The sequence below is a fragment of the Serratia sp. CY47280 genome (genome assembly GCF_052168655.1).
Taxonomy (GTDB): Bacteria; Pseudomonadota; Gammaproteobacteria; order Enterobacterales; family Enterobacteriaceae; genus Serratia; species Serratia bockelmannii.
This window is the reverse complement of the sequence record NZ_JBJNMG010000002.1, coordinates 565,190-587,633: the sequence shown is the minus strand read 5'-3', so window position 1 is coordinate 587,633 and position 22,444 is coordinate 565,190. Positions and strand designations below refer to the sequence as shown.

Sequence of the window (22,444 nt, the reverse complement as noted above, 5' to 3'; positions counted from 1 at the left end):
TCTCTGGCATACTGAACGCCGTTGTTTTTCATCGCCTTTCACCCTGTGCAGGAGCAGCAACATGACCGTAATCAACACCGCGCCAACGCTTGTCACCGAACGCCTGCGGCTGGACGCACACACGCTGGACGACTTCGACTCGCTGGCCGCTCTGTGGGCCGATCCGCTGGTGGTACGCTATATCGGCGGCACCCCGCGCGACCGAGAAGACTCCTGGGGGCGCCTGATGCGCTACGTCGGCCACTGGGCGCTGTTGGGGTACGGGTATTGGGCGGTGCGTGACAAACAGAGCGGCGAGTATCTCGGCAGCATCGGCTTCTCCGACTTCCTGCGCGACATCACCCCAGCGCTCGATGCGCCGGAGATGGGCTGGACGCTGGTGAGTTCGGCGCACGGCAAAGGCTATGCCACCGAGGCGCTGCGGGCGGCGCTGGCCTGGGGGAAAACGCACCTGCCGGGGGAAAAAACCGTCTGCATCATCTCGCCTGAAAACCAGGCTTCGCTGGCGTTGGCGAAAAAGGTCGGCTTCAGCGAAAGCCACCGCAGCGAGTATCACCAGAGCCCGATCGTGGTGATGCATTGCCCGCTTTGAATGCCTAAGCGCGTTGCACCACCAACGCCGTCTGAATGAAGTTGTCCCGCAGCGCGTCGGTGCGCTGCGGATCCCAGGCGATACCGACCTGCCACTCCGTCTCCTCGCCGCTCAGCGGTAAAATGTCGATGCCGGCCGGCGCGATATGCGTGATGCTGTGCGGCAGCAGCGCGACACCGACGCCGGCGGCGACCAGCGCCAACAACGTTTGGATATCACCGGCCTGCTGCACCACGTTCGGCGTCAACCGGTGAGCGGCGATAAACCGCAGCGACTGATCGCTCAGCCCGCGCCCGCGTTTCGGCGTCAACTGCAACAGCGGCAGCAGATTGAAACGCGCCATCAGGTCGTCGGCACGTAGCGCCAGCGCACCCGGCGCAGCCAGCACCAACCGATCGCTCAACAACGCGACGCCGCACAGCGGCGTATTGACCGGCAAGCGCACGAACCCCGCCTGCAACTCTCCCTGCAGCAACAGCTGATACTGGCGTTCGGACGGCAAGTCTTCCAGGCCGATCGCTACCTCGGGGAACCGTTGGCGAAAGGCGGCCACCAGCTGCGGTGCCAGATGAAAACTGGAAAGGCCAAATCCCAGCGACAGCCGCCCCGCTTCCCCGAGCGCCACCCGCCGAGCGCGCTGCTGAAACTGCTGGTACTGCGCCACCAGCACCTGCGCCTCCGGGTAGAGCCGCTGCCCGCCGGCGGTGAGCACCGCCCCCTGTCGGCCACGCTCGAACAATCGAACGCCGAGCTGGGTTTCCAGCGCCTGAATTTGCTTGCTCAGCGCCGGTTGGCTGATGCATAGCCGGCTCGCCGCCTGACGATAGTTGCCCTGCTCGGCCAGCGCCACCAGGGCGCGCAGTTGTTTTATATCCATTCCATTAAGTTATCGAATAGGGAATTTAATTGATTATACAGTAATCAATTCGCCTGCTGTAATCAACGCAGACCCTAACCGGAGAGACACCATGACCATCTCATTACGCGCCGCCACGGTGCAATTCCAGCATCGCGCCAACGATAAAAATTACAACCTGTCGACCATGGAGCGCTTTATCGCTCAGGCGGCCGAGCAGCAGGTACAGCTGCTGGCCTTCCCGGAAATGTGCGTCACCGGCTATTGGCACGTGCGCCATCTGTCCGACGCCGAAGTGCGGGCGCTGGCGGAACCGATCGTGAGCAGCCCCTCGCTGGCGCGCATTCGCCCGCTGGCTGAGCGTTACAACATGGCGATTGGCGTCGGGCTGATCGAGCTGGGCGATGATGGCCGGTGTTACAACGCCTATGCCGTTTGTCTGCCGGACGGCGAACTGCATGTGCACCGCAAACTGCACGCCTTCGAGCACCCGGCTATCGCCAGCGGCGACCGCTATACGGTGTTCGATACCCCCTGGGGCGTACGCGTGGGCGTATTGATCTGCTGGGACAACAATCTGGTGGAGAATGTGCGCGCAACGGCGCTGCTGGGCGCGGACGTGCTGATCGCCCCGCACCAGACCGGCGGCACCCATTCGCGCAGCCCGCACGGCATGAAGCCAATCCCGCAGGCGCTGTGGCAGCGGCGGGTGGAAGATCCGCAGGCGATAGAAGCCGCCTTTCGCGGCGAACACGGCCGCGGCTGGCTGATGCGCTGGCTGCCGTCGCGCGCTCACGACAACGGGCTGTTCTTGCTGTTCAGCAACGGCGTGGGCCGAGATGACGATGAAATACGCACCGGCAACGCGATGATCCTCGATCCTTACGGCCGCATCGTAGCGGAGACCTGGGCGGCGGAAGACCGGCTGGTCAGCGCCGATCTCGATCTGACACTGATCCCGCTCAGCACCGGCCGCCGCTGGATTTACGGACGCCGCCCCGAGCTGTACGGGTTGTTGACCGAACCGCAAGGCTATGAACGCGATGCACGCAGCGCGCGCTTTTCGACACAGCCGACGGGGCGCGGCAGCCGATAACAGATAAAAAAAATCCGCCCGGAGGCGGATTTTTTATCGGTGCGACAAAAGCTGCCGCAGGTTCATGCCCTCAGGCACGAACACACTTAGAAGCGGTAGCCTACGCCAACGTTCCAGGTGCCAACGTCAACGCTACGAATGCGGTTCTGCTCGTAACCGACATCCAGGGCAACGTTCTCGATTGGGTTGAACTGCAGGCCGGCACCGTAGGTGAAGCCGTAGTCAGCGGTATCGTGACGAGAAGTACCGTTCTGAGCGTTGGTAGTGAATTTACCGTAACCCAGACCAACCAGACCGTAGATGCTCGCCCAGTCATTGATGCGGTATGCTGGACCGGCAGAGATAGAGTTGTACTGAGCTTTGTTGTAGAAACCGTCCTGAGAACCGTCCTTTTCCAGGTGGGTAAAGGAACCGATTACGCCCAGTGGGTTGTTGTCGAACTCGTAACGGTATTTCAGGTTGAAACCGTCGGCCTTGTTAGCAACGCCTTGGAAATCACCCTGCGCATAGCCAGCGGATACGGTGCTCTGACCAGCGAATGCGGTACCTGCGCTAACTGCTAATACGCAAGCTGCTACTGCGGAAAGACATGCAATTTTTTTCATAACCACCTCAAACGCGTTTTATTATTAAGTACATCCATTTGTTCATGCTTTGAAAATATAACAAAAATTAGCGTGAAACTCTGCCTTGAAATGAGTGTCTAATGCTTTATATCGTGTAACAGAAGATTTCAAGAACAGTGTATCTGCTTCTTTTCGCTCTATTTTCGGCCATATTCTACGGCTTTCTGTGACAAAAATCACCAATTTAATATCCAGATAATTCTTAAGAAAAAGCGCACTTTTTGACCAAATTCACCCCATCTCATCCGAGGATCGGCGGATTTCACCGCGATGCGCGCTTTTCTCAGACAGATTTTCGCCATTTCATTTACACTGCTCGCATCCCCGTTTCGACCGTTTTCTCAAGGCTGAGGAACGGCGCATAAAAGGCCCGTTAAGGATGTCGTTATCTACTTCCGGCAGAGCGCCCTCCGCGCTGCTGCCTATCTGTCTGTTAATCATCGCCATGGTGTCTATCCAGAGCGGTGCCTCGTTGGCCAAAAGCCTGTTCCCGATCGTGGGTGCGGAAGGCATTACGACGCTGCGTCTTTTCATCGGCACCCTGATTCTGTTCATTATCTTCCGCCCATGGCGTATGCGCATCGCCGCCGGTAGCCGCTTGCCGCTGCTGATTTACGGCCTGTCGCTCGGCGCGATGAATTACCTGTTCTACCTGTCGCTGCGCACCGTGCCGCTCGGCATCGCCGTGGCGCTGGAGTTTACTGGCCCGCTCGCGGTGGCCATGTTCTCCTCGCGGCGGCCGATCGACTTCCTCTGGGTGGCATTGGCGATCGCCGGATTATGGTTCCTGCTGCCGCTCGGCCACGGCGTGGGCGGGATAGACCCCTTCGGTGCCGCCTGCGCGCTCGGCGCCGGCGCCTGCTGGGCGGTCTATATCATCTTCGGCCAGAAGGCCGGCGGCGATCACGGCCCCGGCACGGTGGCGCTCGGCTCGCTGATCGCCGCGTTGGTGTTCTGCCCGATCGGCGCCTGGCAAACCGGCAGCGTGCTGTTCAACGTTGAGATTCTGCCGATAGCCCTGGCGGTAGCCATCCTCTCCACCGCGCTGCCTTATTCGCTGGAGATCATCGCGCTGCCCAAAATTCCGGCGCGCACCTTCGGCACCTTGATGAGCCTGGAACCGGCGATGGCGGCGTTATCCGGCATGCTGTTCCTCGGCGAACACCTGAGCGGCGTGCAATGGCTGGCGCTGGCGGCGATCATCGCCGCCTCCATGGGCTCCGCCCTCACCATTCGCCCCAAACCTCGCCTCGAAAGCCTTTCCTGATCGCCCGACCCGCCTGCAGACCGCAACGTCGGAATGCAGGCGGGTTAACTGTTTTCCTCGTGACAAGTCGGCATACTTCCCCTTAGCCTGTATCGCAGGCTCTTTGGACTTTCGCTCACATGGAGAATAACAGTGATTCACAACAGCCTGTTCAACCCACGCTTCGGCCGCGGACTCGCGCCGGCGCTGGTTTCAACCCTGACCGAGTTGCGCCGATGCGACCTGCCCGAACTGGCGCTGGGGCATCACCCGATCGACGGCGACAACATCTTTATGGACGTGATGACGCTGACCACCGCGCCGGCGGCGGAAAAGCGCGCCGAAATGCATCAGGAATACATCGCGCTGCATCTGCTGATCACCGGTGAAGAACGAATCGAATACGGCCTGGCGGGCAACGGGCATCGTGAACACCCCCACGCGGAAAATAGCGATCTGCTGCTGCTGGACATTAAACGTCACCCGCAAACGCTGCACATGACGCACGGTATGTTCGCGATCTTTTTCCAGATGGAACCGCACAAGACCGGCTGCCTATGGCAGCGCCCGCAGCACATTAAGAAAGCGGTGGTGAGGATCCATCACCGCCTGCTGCTGTGACCCTGCGGCAGCGCCCGTAGAAAATCGGCGGCCTGGCGGGGAGAGCGCAAGCGCTTGAAATGGCGCCCTACATCGGTACGGGCCATCTCCGCCAGGTATTTTCGCCGGTTCTTCGAGTAAGTGCGGATCGTCCAGAGCACGATCGACTCACGGCTGAAGAAAGAACGGCGGAAACTTTCACGATTGCGGGTGCCCGGCCACAGCTCACGTTTGCTGGCCGCGCGTCGGCACGCCCGGCGCACGGCCTGCCACAGCGTGCGGCAGAAGCCGTAGTCCAACCACAGGATATAATCGACTTCGCGCCACTTAATCGGTTGCGTGCGGCTGTAGTTGCCGTCCAGCACCCAGCCTCCTCCCGCTTCGGCCAGCGTCTGCTCTAACCGCGCCAGGAACGCGTCATCGGGCGTACCCTGCCACTCGGGCCGCCAATACAGGCTGTCCATCTCGATATAGGGAACGTCAAGCCGTTCCGCCAATTGACGCGCCAGGGTGCTTTTACCGCTGCCGCTGGTGCCGACGACGTTAATTTTCATCACTCGCCAATAAAAACTGGGATAATTCCCTTACTTTAACCGCATCAATTACGGCTATCAATCTGAATAGGCTTACAATTAACAGCACGATAACAATATGGATATTTAGTCGAATCAGCCTATCCGCAGAAAATAAGATAACAGGGATAAATCGTCACTAACCAAAACAATAACAAAAAAATAAAAATAGCAATTAAATTCATTGCATTACATAGAAACACAAACCAAATTAAAATATTGACATTAGACCAAGCCTATTTGTGCAATAGCCATTTTCGTACGGCAAAAATAAATACCCCTGCTATAATTGATCCCGTAACGAAATAGGACAACGACTAATCAAGAGGATATCTGATATGAGTACCGCTAAACTGGTGAAAACGAAATCTTCTGATCTGCTGTATACCCGTAACGATCTGGACGAAAAAGTCAAACTGGCCGCCATCAAGGCGCTGAACCATCAGGTCGTGCAATTTATCGATCTTTCGTTGATCACCAAACAGGCGCACTGGAACATGCGCGGTGCGAACTTCATCGCGGTTCATGAAATGCTGGACGGCTTCCGCACCGCCATCATCGAGCATCAGGACACCTTCGCCGAGCGCGTAGTGCAACTGGGCGGCGTGGCGCTGGGCACCGTACAGGTCGTTAACGATCAGACGCCGCTGAAAAGCTATCCGACCAATATCCACAGCGTGCAAGAACACCTGAAAGCGCTGGCCGATCGCTACGGCGCGGTGGCGAATGACATCCGTAAGGCCATTACCGAAGTGGAAGATGAAGACACCGCCGACATGTTCACCGCCGCATCGCGCGATCTGGACAAGTTCCTGTGGTTCATCGAATCCAATATCGAATAACGCCGCAACGCGTTGCAGACCGCCCGTCGTGCCGGGCAGAACAGGCTGGGCTTCGCCCGGCCTGTTTTCTTTTGCGCGGTCGTTGAATTGTGCAAAAAACGGCCCATATTAAACGGTAGGGTTCCCTTGTTAGGAGGTGATGATGGCCAGCGGCTGGGCGGCAGACGGCGCCGTACAAGATCAGATTGACTCCACCGTCGACGATGCGGTGCAGCGTGCGCGTGATGCGCTCGGGCATGGCGAGAGCGAACGCTATTGCCAGGAATGCGGAGAACCGATCCCCGAGGCGCGCCGCAAGGCGTTAACAGGCGTGCGTTTTTGTCTCGCCTGCCAGGCAGAACAAGACAAAAAACACGCGGCCAATAGCCTGTACAACCGGCGCGGCAGCAAAGACAGCCAGTTGCGTTAGCATTATCTGCTCCCCTTTTTCTCCTCTCGCGGCCCCCGCTTGCACCGTCGGTGCATCATGAAAGTTAGAGTTAGTTATCAATATTGAAGCAAAAACGTTAAAGAACGGTTGTTTCACAGCCAAAATTTGGTTAATGATAGCCCCGTGCACCAAGATAATTCTTACGCACCATTTCGGTGCCTCATTGTGGTGCACAACCATAACAATTCGCCTTTTCGGCACAACATCACGAAGTAACTCTTTGTTTTTATAGTAGTTGAAAACATGGCACGATTTTTTCATGGCACCAACTGCAATATAAAAAATGGGTAATCCGCAACCTGTACAGGAATTCCTCTCATGAAGTCGATTTTTAAAGTCTCCCTGGCCGCACTCTCTCTGGCCTTTGCCGTAAGTTCCCACGCAGCAGACAAACTGGTGGTTGCCACCGACACCGCTTTCGTTCCTTTTGAGTTCAAACAAGGCGACAAATACGTCGGCTTCGACATCGATCTGTGGGCGGCTGTCGCCAAAGAGCTGAAGCTGGACTACACCCTGAAACCGATGGACTTCGGCGGCATCATTCCGGCGCTGCAGACCAAAAACGTCGATCTGGCGCTGGCCGGCATCACCATCACCGATGAGCGCAAGAAAGCTATCGACTTCTCCGACGGCTACTACAAGAGCGGCCTGCTGGTGATGGTCAATGCCGACAACAACAGCGTGAAAAGCATCGACGATCTAAATGGTAAAGTGGTGGCGGTGAAGAGCGGCACCGGTTCGGTGGATTACGCCAAGCAGCACATCAAAACCAAGGATCTGCGTCAGTTCCCTAACATCGACAACGCCTACATGGAGCTGGGCACCAAGCGCGCCGATGCGGTGCTGCACGACACGCCAAACATCCTATACTTCATCAAGACGGCCGGCGCCGGCAAGTTCAAAACCGTCGGCGATTCGCTGGAAGCGCAGCAGTATGGCATCGCCTTCCCTAAAGGCAGCGACGAGCTGCGCGAGAAGGTGAACGGCGCGCTGAAAACCCTGCGCGAGAACGGCACCTATAACGAAATCTACAAGAAGTGGTTCGGTACCGAACCTAAGTAAGCTGTGAATTTGGCAAGCTATTAACTTAAGCACAGGGGGTCGCTTAACCCCCTGCGCTTCGTTGTATCTGATACCCACGTTTGGGATCACCGGGAGAAATATCATGCAGTTCGACTGGAGCGCCATCTGGCCCGCCATTCCTATCTTGTTAGAGGGCGCCAAAATGACCCTGTGGATTTCGGTCCTCGGTCTGATTGGCGGCCTGATCATCGGCCTCGTCGCCGGCTTTGCCCGCACCTACGGCGGATGGATCGCCAACCACATCGCGTTGGTGTTTATCGAAGTGATCCGCGGCACGCCGATCGTGGTACAGGTGATGTTCATCTACTTCGCCCTGCCGATGGCGTTCACCGATTTGCGCATCGATCCGTTCACCGCGGCGGTGGTGACCATCATGATCAACTCCGGCGCCTACATCGCGGAAATCACCCGCGGCGCGGTGCTGTCGATTCATAACGGTTTCCGCGAAGCCGGCCTGGCGCTCGGCCTGTCGCGCCGCGAAACCATCCGCTACGTCATTATGCCGTTGGCGCTGCGTCGCATGCTGCCGCCGCTGGGCAACCAGTGGATCATCAGCATCAAAGACACCTCGCTGTTCATCGTGATCGGCGTGGCGGAGCTGACCCGTCAGGGTCAGGAAATTATTGCCGGTAACTTCCGCGCGCTGGAAATCTGGAGCGCCGTGGCGGTTATCTACCTGATTATTACCCTGGTGCTGAGCTTCGTGCTGCGTCGTCTGGAAAGAAGGATGAAAATCCTGTGATTGAATTTAAAAACGTCTCCAAGCATTTTGGCCAAACCCAGGTGCTGCACAACATCGATTTGAAGATCGACAAAGGCGAAGTGGTGGTGATCATCGGGCCATCCGGCTCTGGCAAATCCACCCTGCTGCGCTGCATCAACAAGCTGGAAGAGGTGACCAGCGGCGATCTGATCGTCGATGGCCTAAAAGCCAACGATCCGAAAGTGGACGATCGGTTGATCCGCCAGGAAGCCGGCATGGTATTCCAGCAGTTCTACCTATTCCCGCACCTGACGGCGCTGGAAAACGTCGCCTTTGGCCCGATCCGCGTGCGCGGCGCGAAGAAGTCCGATGCGGAAAAGCTGGCGCGCGAGCTGCTGGCTAAGGTCGGTTTGGCGGAGCGCGCCCACCACTACCCGTCCGAACTGTCGGGCGGCCAGCAGCAGCGCGTGGCCATTGCGCGCGCGCTGGCGGTGAAGCCGAAAATGATGCTGTTCGACGAGCCGACCTCTGCGCTCGATCCGGAGCTGCGCCACGAAGTGCTGAAGGTGATGCAGGATCTGGCCGAGGAAGGCATGACGATGGTCATCGTCACCCACGAAGTCGGCTTTGCCGAAAAAGTGGCGTCGCGCCTGATCTTTATCGATAAGGGCCGGATTGCCGAAGACGGCAACCCGCACGACCTGATCAACCATCCGCCAAGCCCGCGTCTGCAGGAGTTCCTGCAGCACGTTTCCTGATCCTGGCTGTTTAACGGCGGGCGCGCCACGCGCCCGCCGCTTTCATTCCGCACGCGTTCCCACGCCCCATCGCGTTTCCTTTCCTACTATATTCATTGTTTTCATCGTATTGCTCTGACATCCGCCGATCACAGAACGCCAAAGAGAGGAACAATGCCGCCAAACGCATACTCCCGACGAGGTTCTCATCTGCGAGAACACCTGCTTTTCCTGCTGCTGTTGCTGACCTTGAGCGTCTTCGCACCACCGGCGCTGGCGCAAAACGCGCCGCCTGCGCCCGCCGACAAGAGCGAGCAGCAGAAGACCGCCTACGCCGCGCTGGCCGATCTGCTGCAAGACGACAAAGCGCGCGCGGAACTCATCAATCACCTGAAACAGACCGCCGGCGACGCCCCCGCCGCAGCGCCGGCAACGTCGGAGGAATCGACGCCAGCCACGCTGAGCGACAGCCTGAACTCGCTGGCGCAGGAAGGCATCGGCACCTTTAACCAGAAGCTCGGCGCGCTGCAAAAGCTGATCGACTCCGGCCCGAAGCGCGTTTTCAATCCCGCCGGCTTTTTCCGCGCGCTGGGCTACTTTCTGCTGACGGTGGCGGTCACCTTTGCGCTGTTCCACCTGATCCGGCGGTTGATCGCGCCGCTGTACAAACGCATGGGCAGTTGGGGGCACAATGCGCGGCTGCAGCGCGGCCCGTGGTATAAGCGCCCCGCCGCCATTCTCGGCGCTTTCGCCGTCGATCTGCTGGTGCTGCTGCTGGCGCTGGCGGCGGGCAATCTGTTCGCCCGCCACGTCCACGCCGACAGCGCCACCATTCTGCGGCTGCAGACCCTGTTTCTCAGCGCCTTCGCGGTGATTGAATTTTTCAAGGCGGTGCTGCGGCTGATTTTCGCCCCTAACTTCGACTACCTGCGTCCCTTCCCCTTCAGCGACCGGAGCGCACGCTACTGGAACACGCGCCTCGCCTGGCTCAGCGGCCTGATCGGCTATGGCCTGATGGTGGTGGTGCCGGTGGTGGCGGTACAAATAAGCTACCCGGCCGCCGCCGCCGTCAACCTGGTGGTGATGCTGGCGCTGACGCTGTACGCCATTTGGCTGATCCTGCACAACCGCAAACCGATACAGCAACAGATCAACCTGCTGGCCGAACGGTCGATGGCGTTTTTCAGCGTGATCCTGCGCGGTCTGGGGCATATCTGGCACCTGCTGGCGATCGCCTATTTTCTGGTGCTGTTCGTGCTGTCTCAGTTCGACATCGGCAACAGCCTGCGCTTTATGATGAGCGCCACGGTGAAAAGCCTGCTGGTGGTCGGCGTCGGCGCCCTGCTGTCCGGCATGCTGACCCGCTGGATTTTCCGCCGCATTTCGCTGCCGACCGACGTCAATCTGCGCTATCCGATGCTCGAGCGGCGCATCAACTCCTACATCCCCAACGGGTTGAAGATACTGCGGGTGATGGTGGTGCTGGCGGTGACGCTGTTTCTGCTCGACGCCTGGCACCTGATCAACCTGTACCAGTGGGCGGGCAGCGAAAATGGCCAGCGGACGCTCGGCGGGCTGGTGCATATCCTGCTGATCCTGCTGATCGCCGTCTTCAGTTGGACGCTGATGGCCAGCATCATCGAACACCGCCTGGCGCTGGAACTGAGCAACGGCGTGCGGCCGAGCGCGCGTGAACGCACGCTGCTGACGCTGTTTCGCAACGTGCTGGCTATCGTTATCAGCACCATTACCGTGATGATCGTACTGTCGCAGGTCGGGCTGAACATCGCGCCGCTGCTGGCGGGCGCCGGTGCGCTGGGGCTGGCCATCAGCTTCGGCGCCCAGACGCTGGTGAAAGACGTGATCACCGGCGTGTTCATCCAGTTCGAAAATGGCATGAACACCGGCGAATACGTCACCGTCAGCGGCATCACCGGCACCGTGGAGCGCATGACCATCCGCTCGATCGGCCTGCGCGACGACTACGGCGTCTATCACATCGTGCCGTACTCTTCGATCACCACGCTGGCCAACTATGCGCGTGAGTTCGGGGTGTATCGCGCCAACTACACCGTCAGCCGCGACGAGGACATCGATCGGGTCAATGAGGTGCTGCATCAGGCCATCGAGGCGCTGAAGCAGGATGAACAGGTGAAGCATTTCCTGATTGGCGAGCCGGTCTTCAACGGCGTGGTGGCGCTGGGCGATCGCTCGTTCACCACCCGCGTGACGGTGCGCACGCAGGCGCTGAAACAGTGGGTGGTGCAATACGCCCTCGACCGGCTGGTGAAAATCCATTTCGATCGGGCCGGTATCGGCATGCCGCAACAGGCGATGCAGATCTCCCGCGCGCCGCAGCCGCACGAAGAACAGGCGCCGCCCGCGGCGATCTGAGGTTAGCGCCCGCGCCCGCAGGGCTGAGCGGCCAGGAAGGCCGCCACGTCCTGCCGGTAGGCATCGTATTGCACCGAGCGCGGCGCAAACAGGCCCACCACGTTGATCAGCCACGGATGGCGCGCGAACAGCGGTTTGATCATCACGTGGTCGGCTTCGTCGATGCGCGTCACCGTCAACAGCGAGGCCGGGACCGTTTGCCGATAAACGCGCTCGGTTTCGTCCGCGTCCACGTTGACGTCACGCCCGCCCAGTATCAGGTGTACCGGCGTGTTGAAATTTCGTAATCCCGCCGTCGCATCGCTGGCCATGTTGGCGCGAATAAAGCGCCAGCGGTCGGCGCTCAATGCGGCGGTGGCGCCATACTCACGGCGGTACTGCGCGTAGCCGTCCGGTTGTTCGAGCAGCGTTTGAATGTGGCGCCAGTGCGCCTCGCGCGCGGCGATCGACGCTTCATTGTCCCCTGCCGCCACCATCGCTGCCCGGGTGTTATAACGCCCTTGCCGCAGCCAGTTGATCGCCGGCGCCAACGCCAGCGTGAAGGCGATGTCGGGGCGCAAACGCGCCACCTCCGGCATCACCCACCCCGCCTGGCTGGTGCCCCAGAGCCCCACGCAGCGCGCATCGAAGCGCCCGTCCCGCCGGGCCCAGTCGATGATATCGGCGGTTTCCCGTGCGCGATCCGCCATGGTCTGATGCAGCCAGTTGCCGCCGGAGCCGCCAACGCCCGGCTTATCGAAGGATAAAACCGCATAGCCCTGCTGCGCCATCGCCTCCCAAATGCCGTAATAGCCTTCGTCGCGGCTGGCGTTAGCCGGCCCATCGCCGTGCACGAACACCAAGATACCGGGCTTGATCGGCGCATGCTGCGGCAACACCAGCGTGCCGGTCAACCGGTTGCCGCCGGCGGTCACCACGACCGGTTCGGTGACAAAGCGAAAGTCGTTGACGTAAATCACCCAGCCAAACGCCGCCAAAACCAGCGCCACGAGGCACAGCCCTATTTTGCGCACGTCGCCTCCCCGTTGCGTTTCTCCATCAATATCCAATCGGCCTGGCCGAACAGTAAGCCCAGCGAGGCGTAATGCTCTTCGCGCCGCACCTGAAAGCCGCAGCGCCGGTACAGACGCTGCGCATCCACGTTGCGCCGGCTGACGTGCAGGCTCAGACGCCGGCCTGTGCCTTGTTCGGCGGCGTAGTCGTTCATCCACTGCAGCAGCCGCCTGCCCACCCCTTTACCGCGCTGGTTCTCGGCCACCGCCAGGTAAGAGAGATACAGCTCACCGGCCGCCGGAGTGTGCTGCAGCACCGCAATTTGCAGATACATGCGCCAAACGTTCAGCCAGCCATAGCGGCGGCACAGCCGCCAAATCGGCAAGGTGCGCGGACGCAGCCCGACGTTGTTCTCGCCAGCGGCCGCATTGAGCGCAAAGGCCGCCACCACCTGTTCATCTTGCTTCACCACGAAGCTGCGCTCCCGGCTGCCGCTTTGCTGCCAACTCCACAGCCGATAGAACAGACGCCACTGAAGGCGGGCGCTGAGACGGCGCGCGCGCTGAAACTTGTCGCTGAACGCGGCGTAGATCAGCGCCGCCGTTTGCAGGCGATCAGCGTCGCGATAAGGATCAATATGCAACATATCAACCTCGTCTAGGGTTGGCGGTAGAGCAGCTGCTCCAACAGCCGCACCGGCGCGGTCTCCTCCGGCGCAGGCGACGCAAAGATCGCCTGCCGCCAGGCCTGGCTTTCGATCACGTCCAGCACCAGCTGCGCGAGCGGTAACGGCGCTATCGCCGCTGCGATCTCACCGGTTTGCTGAGCCTCGGCGATCGTCGTCGCCAGCGCCTCAATCAGTTGCCGCTGGTTGGCGCTGAACGGCTCGGCCAACGCCGGGTTGCGTGCCACCTCCGCCACGATCTCCGCCGACAGTTGCACATTGGCCGGCTCGGCGACAAAGGCGTGATAGGCGGTGAAAAAGGCCGACAGCGCCTGCTTCGGCCGCGTTCTGTCGGCCCGCAATCCGGCGGCGAACTCGGCGAATATGCCGTTTTCCAGCAGCGCAATTTCGCCGATCAACGCCTCCTTGCCGGAAAAATGGTTATAGAGGTTGCCGACGCTGACGCCCGCTGCCTGCGCGATATCTCGCATGCTGGTCTGGTGAAATCCCTTATGGGTAAAGCTGTGCAGCGCGGCCTCGACAATCTTTTCTCGATTTCCCATCGTCAGTTCCCGAAACGGTGAAGGGGCGCCTGGCGCCACAAATTGACATCAACAAATGAACGAACGTTCGTTCATTCTCAAGTCTAGCATAGACCGATAAAATTGAACCGCAGCTCAACGGCGCAGGAATCGGTAGGAAGAGGCAAACGCCGCCCCGCTTTTAGGAGCGGCGCCCGGCACACTCAGTGCAGCGCGTCGCCCTGCTTCACCGACGTAAACGCCTGCATCAGCTTCACGACGTCGTGCATGCCGATGTTGACCTGGTTGATCACTTCTCCGGCGTCATGGGTCAATGCCACGCCGCCGCCAGCCTGTTCCACGCAGGTCGCCATGCCGGCGATCGCCGCCGCCACGCCCTGCTGGATAGACTTGGTCATGCGTTCGATCTCGGTCGCCGCCTTGCGCGACTGCTCCGCCAGCGTGCGCACTTCGTTGGCCACCACGGCAAAACCGCGCCCGTGCTCACCGGCGTGGGCGGCTTCGATGGAGGCGTTAATCGCCAGCAGGTTGGTTTGGGAGGCGATTTTACGAATGGCTTCGACGATGGTGCCGATCTGCTGAGAGCACTTACCGAGCTCGGTGACCACGTCTGAGGTTTCGCGCGCCGCCGCTTCGACCTGCTGCATGCCCTTCACCGCCTGCTGCACGATGATCGCGCCCTGCGCCGCCTGCCGATCGGTATCGAGCGACAGATGATGCGCGTTGCGCACCATCTCTTCTTCGTGCTGCTGCTGTTGCATCAGCCGGGTGATGTCCTGGGCGATCTTCACCACTTTCACCACCTGGCCGTCGTTGTCGAGGATCGGGTTATAGCTGGCCTCCAGCCATACCCGTTCACCGCGCCGGTTGACGCGCTCAAAACGCCCGGTGATGAACTCGCCGCGCGCCAGGCGCTGCCAATGCCGCCGATAATCGTCGGAAGCGGCGAACTCCGGCGGGCACAGCACCGCATGCGACTGCCCACACGCCTCTTCCAGCCGATAGCCCATCAGCGCCAACATATTGTCGTTGGCGCTGACAATGGTGCCCTGCGGCGTGAAAGAAATCATCGCCATCGAGCGATTCAACGCCGCCAGCAGGCTGCGGTGTTCCTGCGCCTGCGTCACTCGCTCGGTCACTTCGCTGGCGATCTTGACGATTTCCACCACCTTACCCTGGTTATTCAGCACCGGCGCATAGGTGCCCTGCAGCCACACCGCCTCGCCGTTTTTCGCGATGCGCTTTATGGTGTCCGTGATGGGTTGGCCTTTATTCAGCGTCTCCCAATGTTTGCGATATAACGGGCTGGCGACATAGTTCGGATCGCAGAAAATACGGTGATGCTGACCTATCACGTCATCGCGTTGAAATCCCAGCGTGCTGAGGAAAAGATCGTTGGCGCGCAAGACCGTGCCGTCGAGCGAAAATACGATCATCGGAACGGCGTGTTCTATCGCGCTCAGCTCGGCGCCTTTGTGGGTGGTTAACTGACTGAATCGTAACAGCATAAGGTGTAGTCCTTGTGGCAGATGATGGCGCTTTTCTTATTTTTCCTGGCCACATGCCGCGCCCACACGCAGACGTGCCATCGCGGAAGGAACGGGCAGCGCCGCTCCTTCTGGTTATTGCTCTTAACCGGATTAAATTTATTTATTCAGTAAAGTAATTATTCGAATTTAAATAAACCAACAACCTAAGATTTTTATTATGAAAACTGTATTGAGAATAACGTAAGTGATGAAAATTGAAAGGTAAAATGCGGTTTTTTGTCGGCGCCGGCAGGATAACCGGCGCCGGAAGGATTAACGCCAGCGTTCGGCTGCCCAGGTGGCCTGTTGCTCGGCGTCGTGGAAGGTCCAGGCGACGAAGCGGCTGATCTTCTGCCCTTGCGCCATCTCGATGGTGCGCACCTCGGCCGCGCCCGCCACCTTCAGCGCATGATAAATGGCCGGCAGCGTGGTGTTTTTCGAGATGAGCGAAGTGAACCACAGGCAGTTGTTGGCCTTGCTGACGCTCTCTTCCACCATCTTGCGCACAAAGGCTTCTTCGCCGCCTTCGCACCACAGCTCGTTGTTCTTGCCGCCGAAGTTTTGCACCGGCTTGTCGGCCACTTCCCCTTTGCCCAATTTATGCAGCTTGCGGCGGGTGCTGGCGCGCGCTTCCTGCTCGGACGCGTGGAACGGCGGGTTGCACAGGGTGGCGTCGAATTTCTCGGCCGCGCCGATGATGCCGCTAAAAATCAGCTCAGGCTGTTTTTGCAGCCGCAGACGCACGCTATTGCGCAGCGTCGGGTTCATCTCGACGATCATCTTGGCCGCGTTGAGCGACACCGGATCGATTTCAGACCCGGTGAAACGCCAGCCGTATTCGCGCAGGCCGACGATCGGGTAGATGCAGTTGGCGCCGACGCCGACGTCGAGGATCGCCACGCCCTTGCCGCGCGGGATCTCGCCGCCGTTGCTGGTCGCCAGCAGATCCGCCAGGTGGTGCAGATAGTCGGCGCGGCCGGGGATCGGCGGGCACAGGTAATCAGCTGGAATATCCCAGTGTTCGATGCCGTAAAAGTGTTGCAGCAACGCACGGTTGAGCATTTTCACCGCCGCCGGATCGGAGAAATCCACCGATACATCGCCCCAGGCGTTCGGTTTCACGAACGGCGCCAGCGCCGGGCAGCTGGCGATCAGCGCCGGGAAGTCGTAGCGCGAACGATGACGGTTGCGCGGATGCAGGCCGCTTTTCTGCTGCGGGAAGGTTTTCTTTTTTTCCACCGTGACGGGCTCTCTTGAAGGGATTTCCGGCGCGTAAGATAACACATCCGGCCCGCAATGGCGCAGCGGCGGGAAACCCGCCACAATGAAAGCTTCATCGATTGCCGCAGGGTCCCCCATGAACCGTGAATCTCGCTATTATTATGAACCCGCCGCCGGCCACGGCCTGCCGCACGATCCGCTGAACGCCATCGTCGGCCCGCGCCCCATCGGCTGGATCTCTTCCCGTAGCGCCGCCGGCTTGCGTAATCTGGCGCCCTACAGCTTTTTCAACTGCTTCAACTACCGTCCACCGATCATCGGTTTCGCCAGCACCGGCTGGAAAGACAGCGTAGCGAATATCGTAGAAACCGGCGAGTTCGTTTGGAACCTGGCGACGCGCCCGTTGGCGGAAGCGATGAACAATAGTTCCATCACCCTGCCGCGCGGTGAGGACGAATTCGCCTTCGCCGGCGTTACGCCGCTGCCCGGGCGCCGGGTCAAAGCCGAGCGCGTGGCCGAAAGCCCGGTGAACTTCGAATGCCGGCTGACCCAATGCATCCAACTGCAAACCGCCGCCGGGGAACAGGTGGAGACCTGGCTGGTGTTGGGCGAGGTGGTGGCGGTGCATCTCGATCCGGCGCTGCTGGATGAACACGGCGTCTACCAGACCGCCGCCGCCGAACCTATCCTGCGCGCCGGCGGCCCGACCGCCTACTACGGCATTTCCGAACAGCACCGTTTCGATCTGACGCGCCCGTCACGCTGATCGTTTCCCCCGTTTATGCAGAAGATAAACGGGGGGAATTAATAATCAAAAATTCTGAATAAAACTATCAACACTCTCCGATTTCATCCCGCCTGTCACTGCGCAATAATCTTCCCATCGAAAGGCAAACCCTTTCTCCCTAATTCACTTTGACAGGAATGACGAACATGAAAACCATCAAAACTTTTGCTGCTGCTATTGCTCTGGCCACCGTTTCTTTCACCACTTTTGCCGCTGAACACGTCAGCGCCCAGGATGCCGCCCAATTCGAAAAAGCCGGCGTGATCGTCGCCAGCGGCGCAACCGACCTGAGCAGCCTGACCTCTCAGCTGGCCGCCAAAGCCGATGCCGTAGGCGCCAAGGCTTTCACCATCACCTCTACCAGCGGCAATAACCTGATGCACGCCACCGCGGTTATCTACAAATAATCGCCGCCCCAGACGTCAAAAAGCCCGCCGGATATCATCCCGGCGGGCTTTTTTTATGTTCGCGTACGTCAGCGCTGAATGGGTACGACAGCAATTTTCCTATCGTCCGCTTTGTCAGCAACCCACGCGTCAACGACCCGGAAAATACCGTCGCCAACAGGCAGAAACCCTTTATTTAATGGGGTTTGCAGGCAGTTAAGCACACATTTTTTTACCACCCCATTGCTGGACTAACGGGAGAGGATGATTATCATGTTACGCAGACTACAGATGCAGAGAGCGTTGTATGCAACATATCATTGAAGGTTTCCTCAGTTTCCAGAAAGAGATTTTCCCGCAGCGTAAGGAACTCTTTCGCAGCCTGGCCTCCAGCCAAAATCCTAAAGCGCTTTTCATCTCCTGTTCTGACAGCCGTCTGGTGCCCGAGCTGGTGACGCAGCAAGAACCTGGGCAGCTTTTCGTTATCCGTAACGCCGGTAACATCGTCCCTTCCTTTGGCCCGGAGCCGGGTGGGGTTTCTGCGACTATCGAATACGCGGTGGTGGCGCTGGGCGTGACTGATATCGTGATTTGTGGCCACTCAAACTGTGGCGCCATGAAGGCTATCGCATCCTGTCAGTGCCTCGATCCCATGCCTGCCGTTGCCCACTGGCTGCACTACGCGGATGCGGCCAAAGCGGTGGTCGAGAAGAAAACCTGGGATAGCGAAACAGACAAAGTGAACGCTATGGTCGAAGAGAACGTTATTGCTCAGCTAAATAATATCAAAACCCACCCTTCTGTGGCGGTGGGTCTGCGCAACAGTGGGCTGCGCCTACACGGCTGGGTATACGACATCGAAAGCGGCGAAATTCGCACGCTGGATAGAAACACCAAGAGCTTCGTGTCTCTGGCCGATAATCCCGACGTCTATTTCGAATAAAATAACGCCCGGTTTTTATCATTAAATAAAATCCACGCCGCGGCGTGGATTTTATTGCCAGCCTTAAGGCAAGCGCGCCTCTATCGCCGCAGCGAAGTCGCGGCACATCCGCTCGTCACCCTCGGCGTTGTCCGCCAATACCGTCTCGCCATCCACCACCCGGATGTGCGCCTGCAAATCGAAATCTGCCGGCGGCTGCGGGCGCTTGGCCGCGGCGGCCATCGTCTGCTGCGCCTCATGCCACGCCTGTGCCACTGTCTGGTTGCAGGCCTGCGCCAGATAGTCAGGATTAAACCCTTCGCCGGTCAGGCTGCGCAGCGTGTCGTCATGGCTGACGCTGTTGCCCGGCAACCAGTAGTGTTGCGCCAGATCCGGGCCAATGGCCGGGTTGTCCGTCAGGTAACCGTCGCGCTGCAGGAAGAAGTGACGGGTTTGCTCTACCGCCATCATCGCCAGCAGATAGCCCTGGTAGGAACAGGCAGATTCTAGCGACAGCAGGTGCGGGATCGCCAACGTCGGACGCGGGCTGCCGCTGATGCCGAGGATCTTTTGCTCGACCTCGCGCGCCAGCGCGGTAATGGCTTCCGGCGTGCGCTGCTCGTCATCCCACTGGTACAGCGCCCACTCGAAGTACGGCACCAGCAGGATGTGGCGTTCGTTGAACGCACGCATCGGCTGGCGCGCCGCGATGCCGGCCTCGATCAGCGCATCAGGCACCGCTTCGCCGGCGGCGTTTTTCGCATAGCGTTTCAGCCAGTCGGCGTCGTCCAGCAGGCTGTCGCAGAACATCGACTGGGTTTCGGCATAGGCCATCGAGGTCGGTGGGAACTCCTGCGAGAAGCACGGCGCATTCTGGCGAATGTTGGCGAAGTGCGCCGCGTGGCCGCCCTCGTGGAACAGGGTGTTGAGCCCGTAAGCGCCGCTGCCCACCTGCCCCGGCTGCGCCAGGCTGGTGAAGTTGATGCGCGCCGGCACCCATTCCCCCTGGCGCACAAACGGCGGCACCGGGCCGTGCATAAAGCCGTTCTCATACTTGCCTTTGCGCACCAGCAGATCGAGGTTCATCTCGGCGCCGCCAAAGCCGATGTGCAGGCGTTTGAAGCTGTCGACCCAGCGTTCCAGCGAACGAGAAAACGGGAAGTAAGGATCCAGTTGACGGGTGACGTCGCCGGCGCTGGCGAAGCGGACGTTCCACGGCTCCAGCGCCTGGCCGCCCTTGTCGGCCGCCAGCTGTTGCAGGCTGCGCGCGTTGGCCTCGCGGGTTTCCCGCTCGAAACGATCCAGAATGGCGAACAGCTGCTCCGGCGTCATGCGCTCGGTTTTGTTCACCTTGTAGTCGAAATAGTTGCGATAGCCCATCTGGCGCGCAAAGCGGTTGCGCAGGCCGATCAGCTCCGGCAGGCCGTTATGCAGCAGCCATTGCTCCAGGTCGCGCAGCGCCTGCTGCGAACTGCGGCGGTAGTCTTCGTTCGGGTTGGTCGCCTGGTTGGTCAGCAGCTCGCCGAGCGAGGCCGCCACCCGCTGGCCGTCGGCGTTCAGATGTGTGACCTGATAGCCCTTGCGGCGCGAGTAGAGATCGGACTCGGCGTGAATGATCTGATCCAACAACGCCTGCGCCTGCGGATCTTCAATGGCGTTACAGTCGAAGAAACGCAGCCAGCCTTGCAGGCCGTGGATCAGCGCATCGCGCTGCGCCTCCTGCGGCAGCGTTTCCAATCCGGCCAGCAGATTGCGGATCTCGGCCAGCCGGCGCGGTTCGGCGATAAAGCGCTTATAGGCGCTTTCCGCGGCGGAAAAGCGCGCCGACACGCCTTCATCGCCGGTGCCCATGTAGTTTTGCCAGAACAGCTCTTCTTTGGCGCGGTGAACGTCGAGGTAATCCTGGTTCAATTGATTGAAGTAATCGAGAGCCTGTTGCATAACCGTCCTTCTCAGCCGATGAGGAAAAATATCCCAGTATAGTCGCGCTTAGGCCTGACGCAGGCGCTGCAGCCCCTGCTCGAGCGTCTCGCTCTCGCCGGCGGCCACCAGGCAACAGGCGACCTGCCGCTGGATAGCCTGCGGGATCGCCACCTCGCCCGCCAGGCAGCGCTCGGTCCAGCGTGCGGTGGTTTCCGCGTCTTTCGCCGCCGGCAATGCCGGCGTTTCATCCTGCAAGGTGCGCTCCAGCAATACGTGCTGTTCGCCGCCGACGATATGGTGAATCTGCGGGCAGCGCTGCGGGTTGGCGTAGGCTTCGCCTTCGGTGCCGTGCATCAACAGCCCGCGGGCGCCGATCTGGCGGAAAAACGACGCCACCCGGCCAACATACTCCGGGTGAGAGACGCTGGCGAGGCGCAGCGCATCCTGTTCGCCGAACGGCGTCGCCAGCTTGGCCAGCGTATGGGCGCTGTTGCGCACCCCCATGCGCCAACGCAGCCCAAGCTGCTGCGCCAACGGCGCCGACAGCGCGGAAACCGGCATGAATACCGCCTCGCCGTTATCGAGACGCCGCTGGGCATGAGCGGCCTGTTCCGACCACGGCAGCCCCAGGGCACGGAAAATCTCGGCGCTGGTCACACGGGTGCTGTCGTCCAGGATGCCGTGCACCACCACCGGCAGGCCCACTTTCGCGAGCAGCAGCGCCAGCAGCGGCGTCAGGTTGGCCTGCTTGCGCGCGCCGTTGTAGCTCGGCAGCACCACCGGCAGTGGCCGCCCCTGCGGCGCCTGCAGCGGCAAGACCTGCTGCTGCATCGCCTGATAGAACCCCAGCATCTCCTCTTCGGCTTCGCCCTTGATGCGCAGCGCGATCAGAATGCCGCCCAGCTCCAGCTCGGGGACCTCCCCGGCCAGCATCGCCTGATACAGCTCAAAGGCGGTCTGCCGGTCCAGGTCGCGCGCATGATTTTTGCCGCGGCCTATTTCTTTGATAATTTTGGTGTAATCCATCCGAAGGTTCCCTCAGCTCACTCTTCGGTTAGCATACCCTATCCGCGCCGCCGCTCAACCTCCGCCGCCAGTCGCCGCTGCGCGTCATCGCCCTCGCGCAGCCCGGCGATCACCCCGCCGGCATCGTCGGCGCTGCGGTTTTGGCTCATTTTCCATTTGCCTTCGCGCCGGGTAACGGCGATCTCGATACCGACGATGCCTTTAAGCTGTGCGGCGATATAGTTGGCCGGCGCGTCGTCGAGCCGCCAGGGCGCCGGGCGGCGCCCTTCCTGTTGTGCCGTCAGGTCGATCAGCTGGCGGCGCAGCCAGGCCGGATCGTCCGTCACCGTCGGCACGCCATACAGCTGCACCATGCTGTAGTTCCAGGTCGGCACCACTTTGCCGGTCTGGCGCTTGCTCGGGTACCAGCCGGGCGACACATAGCCCTCCACGCCCTGAAAAATCACCAGGCATTCCGCCGCGTGCTGCAGCCGTCGCCAGTGAGCGTTGGCGCGCGACAGGTGCGCCCGCAGCCGGATCTGCCCCTGTTCGACATCGGCCAGAAACGGCAGCGGATCGGCCGTTAATCCCTGCTCGCCGTGGCTGACCAATAGCCCCAACGGGTGGGCGCGCACCAGCGCCAGTTGGGCATCCAGATTGTCTTCGCGAAATGTGGCGGGTTGAAACATCAGTGT

The 22,444-nt window shown here is 60.1% G+C and carries 24 protein-coding genes; 13 read left to right on the top strand and 11 right to left on the bottom strand.

Annotated elements, in window-relative coordinates:
- Positions 1–61 precede the first annotated feature (61 nt).
- Positions 62–592 (top strand): GNAT family N-acetyltransferase, encoded by a 531-nt coding sequence (locus ACJ8J4_RS12325; protein WP_025302092.1) that lies wholly within the window; start codon positions 62–64, stop codon positions 590–592.
- Positions 593–596: 4 nt separating this feature from the next.
- Here ACJ8J4_RS12325 and ACJ8J4_RS12320 read toward each other — a convergent pair whose 3' ends face one another.
- Positions 597–1,469, bottom strand: coding sequence for a LysR family transcriptional regulator (locus tag ACJ8J4_RS12320; RefSeq protein WP_049208894.1), 873 nt, complete (start codon positions 1,467–1,469; stop codon positions 597–599).
- A gap of 91 nt (positions 1,470–1,560) precedes the next feature.
- Here ACJ8J4_RS12320 and ACJ8J4_RS12315 point away from each other — a divergent pair, with 91 nt between their 5' ends.
- On the top strand, positions 1,561–2,544 hold the full coding sequence (locus tag ACJ8J4_RS12315; protein ID WP_025302090.1) for a nitrilase family protein: 984 nt from the start codon (positions 1,561–1,563) through the stop codon (positions 2,542–2,544).
- Positions 2,545–2,630: 86 nt separating this feature from the next.
- Here ACJ8J4_RS12315 and ompX read toward each other — a convergent pair whose 3' ends face one another.
- Positions 2,631–3,149: an outer membrane protein OmpX gene (gene ompX, locus ACJ8J4_RS12310; RefSeq protein ID WP_019454480.1), complete on the bottom strand. Its 519-nt coding sequence runs from the start codon at positions 3,147–3,149 to the stop codon at positions 2,631–2,633.
- A 400-nt stretch (positions 3,150–3,549) separates the two neighbouring features.
- Here ompX and rhtA point away from each other — a divergent pair, with 400 nt between their 5' ends.
- Entirely contained in the window at positions 3,550–4,437 is an 888-nt protein-coding gene (gene rhtA, locus ACJ8J4_RS12305; RefSeq protein WP_025302089.1) for a threonine/homoserine exporter RhtA, read from the top strand.
- A 132-nt stretch (positions 4,438–4,569) separates the two neighbouring features.
- Positions 4,570–5,037: an N-acetylneuraminate anomerase gene (gene nanQ / locus ACJ8J4_RS12300; protein WP_025302088.1), complete on the top strand. Its 468-nt coding sequence runs from the start codon at positions 4,570–4,572 to the stop codon at positions 5,035–5,037.
- Here nanQ and ACJ8J4_RS12295 read toward each other — a convergent pair.
- Positions 5,019–5,570, bottom strand: coding sequence for an AAA family ATPase (locus tag ACJ8J4_RS12295; protein WP_442516073.1), 552 nt, complete (start codon positions 5,568–5,570; stop codon positions 5,019–5,021). The two genes, nanQ and ACJ8J4_RS12295, sit on opposite strands and share 19 nt — an antisense overlap.
- Positions 5,571–5,926: 356 nt before the next feature.
- On the opposite strand from ACJ8J4_RS12295, the gene dps reads away from it, so the two are divergent.
- The 6 genes from dps (at position 5,927) to ybiO (ending at position 11,777) form a co-directional block, all read left to right on the top strand.
- Positions 5,927–6,430 (top strand): DNA starvation/stationary phase protection protein Dps, encoded by a 504-nt coding sequence (gene dps / locus ACJ8J4_RS12290; protein ID WP_025302086.1) that lies wholly within the window; start codon positions 5,927–5,929, stop codon positions 6,428–6,430.
- A 142-nt stretch (positions 6,431–6,572) separates the two neighbouring features.
- Entirely contained in the window at positions 6,573–6,839 is a 267-nt protein-coding gene (locus ACJ8J4_RS12285) for a DksA/TraR family C4-type zinc finger protein (RefSeq protein WP_049208895.1), read from the top strand.
- Positions 6,840–7,178: 339 nt separating this feature from the next.
- A complete protein-coding gene (gene glnH, locus ACJ8J4_RS12280) occupies positions 7,179–7,922 on the top strand; it encodes a glutamine ABC transporter substrate-binding protein GlnH (RefSeq protein WP_004939223.1) in 744 nt (247 codons plus the stop codon).
- Positions 7,923–8,025: 103 nt separating this feature from the next.
- On the top strand, positions 8,026–8,685 hold the full coding sequence (glnP, locus tag ACJ8J4_RS12275; RefSeq protein WP_004939229.1) for a glutamine ABC transporter permease GlnP: 660 nt from the start codon (positions 8,026–8,028) through the stop codon (positions 8,683–8,685).
- Complete coding sequence (gene glnQ / locus ACJ8J4_RS12270) at positions 8,682–9,404, top strand: glutamine ABC transporter ATP-binding protein GlnQ (protein ID WP_004939230.1); 723 nt, start codon at positions 8,682–8,684, stop codon at positions 9,402–9,404. The genes glnP and glnQ overlap by 4 nt, the downstream gene beginning before the upstream one ends.
- 153 nt (positions 9,405–9,557) lie before the next feature.
- Entirely contained in the window at positions 9,558–11,777 is a 2,220-nt protein-coding gene (ybiO, locus tag ACJ8J4_RS12265) for a mechanosensitive channel protein (RefSeq protein ID WP_053089864.1), read from the top strand.
- Between the two features lie 2 nt (positions 11,778–11,779).
- Here the strand turns inward: ybiO and ACJ8J4_RS12260 are convergent, their stop codons facing one another.
- The 5 genes from ACJ8J4_RS12260 to rlmF all read right to left on the bottom strand — a co-directional run bounded on the left by ACJ8J4_RS12260 (position 11,780) and on the right by rlmF (position 16,744).
- Positions 11,780–12,790 (bottom strand): alpha/beta hydrolase family protein, encoded by a 1,011-nt coding sequence (locus ACJ8J4_RS12260; RefSeq protein WP_197764700.1) that lies wholly within the window; start codon positions 12,788–12,790, stop codon positions 11,780–11,782.
- Entirely contained in the window at positions 12,778–13,416 is a 639-nt protein-coding gene (locus ACJ8J4_RS12255; RefSeq protein ID WP_025302082.1) for a GNAT family N-acetyltransferase, read from the bottom strand. Before ACJ8J4_RS12255 ends, ACJ8J4_RS12260 begins: the two co-directional genes overlap by 13 nt.
- A gap of 11 nt (positions 13,417–13,427) precedes the next feature.
- The gene (locus ACJ8J4_RS12250; RefSeq protein WP_025302081.1) at positions 13,428–13,997 is read right to left on the bottom strand and encodes a TetR/AcrR family transcriptional regulator; all 570 of its coding nucleotides are present in this window, start codon (positions 13,995–13,997) and stop codon (positions 13,428–13,430) included.
- A 182-nt stretch (positions 13,998–14,179) separates the two neighbouring features.
- On the bottom strand, positions 14,180–15,484 hold the full coding sequence (locus ACJ8J4_RS12245; protein ID WP_099816767.1) for a methyl-accepting chemotaxis protein: 1,305 nt from the start codon (positions 15,482–15,484) through the stop codon (positions 14,180–14,182).
- A 294-nt stretch (positions 15,485–15,778) separates the two neighbouring features.
- Positions 15,779–16,744 carry a 23S rRNA (adenine(1618)-N(6))-methyltransferase RlmF gene (gene rlmF, locus ACJ8J4_RS12240; RefSeq protein ID WP_442516072.1) on the bottom strand — a complete coding sequence of 322 codons (966 nt, stop codon included), beginning with the start codon at positions 16,742–16,744 and terminating at the stop codon, positions 15,779–15,781.
- A 118-nt stretch (positions 16,745–16,862) separates the two neighbouring features.
- On the opposite strand from rlmF, the gene ACJ8J4_RS12235 reads away from it, so the two are divergent.
- The 3 genes from ACJ8J4_RS12235 (at position 16,863) to ACJ8J4_RS12225 (ending at position 18,842) form a co-directional block, all read left to right on the top strand.
- Complete coding sequence (locus tag ACJ8J4_RS12235) at positions 16,863–17,492, top strand: flavin reductase family protein (RefSeq protein WP_043137081.1); 630 nt, start codon at positions 16,863–16,865, stop codon at positions 17,490–17,492.
- Between the two features lie 167 nt (positions 17,493–17,659).
- On the top strand, positions 17,660–17,920 hold the full coding sequence (gene bhsA / locus ACJ8J4_RS12230) for a multiple stress resistance protein BhsA (RefSeq protein WP_025302077.1): 261 nt from the start codon (positions 17,660–17,662) through the stop codon (positions 17,918–17,920).
- 286 nt (positions 17,921–18,206) lie between these two features.
- Entirely contained in the window at positions 18,207–18,842 is a 636-nt protein-coding gene (locus ACJ8J4_RS12225; protein WP_025302076.1) for a carbonic anhydrase, read from the top strand.
- Positions 18,843–18,905: 63 nt separating this feature from the next.
- On the opposite strand, the gene ACJ8J4_RS12220 is transcribed toward ACJ8J4_RS12225, so the two are convergent.
- From ACJ8J4_RS12220 to ACJ8J4_RS12210, 3 genes are read right to left on the bottom strand one after another with little or no spacing between them, the layout of a single operon-like run.
- Complete coding sequence (locus ACJ8J4_RS12220) at positions 18,906–20,762, bottom strand: M3 family metallopeptidase (protein ID WP_025302075.1); 1,857 nt, start codon at positions 20,760–20,762, stop codon at positions 18,906–18,908.
- A gap of 48 nt (positions 20,763–20,810) precedes the next feature.
- Positions 20,811–21,770 carry a DNA-binding protein YbiB gene (ybiB, locus tag ACJ8J4_RS12215; protein WP_264383880.1) on the bottom strand — a complete coding sequence of 320 codons (960 nt, stop codon included), beginning with the start codon at positions 21,768–21,770 and terminating at the stop codon, positions 20,811–20,813.
- Between the two features lie 38 nt (positions 21,771–21,808).
- A complete protein-coding gene (locus ACJ8J4_RS12210) occupies positions 21,809–22,438 on the bottom strand; it encodes an FMN-binding negative transcriptional regulator (protein ID WP_043137069.1) in 630 nt (209 codons plus the stop codon).
- Positions 22,439–22,444: the final 6 nt, after the last annotated feature.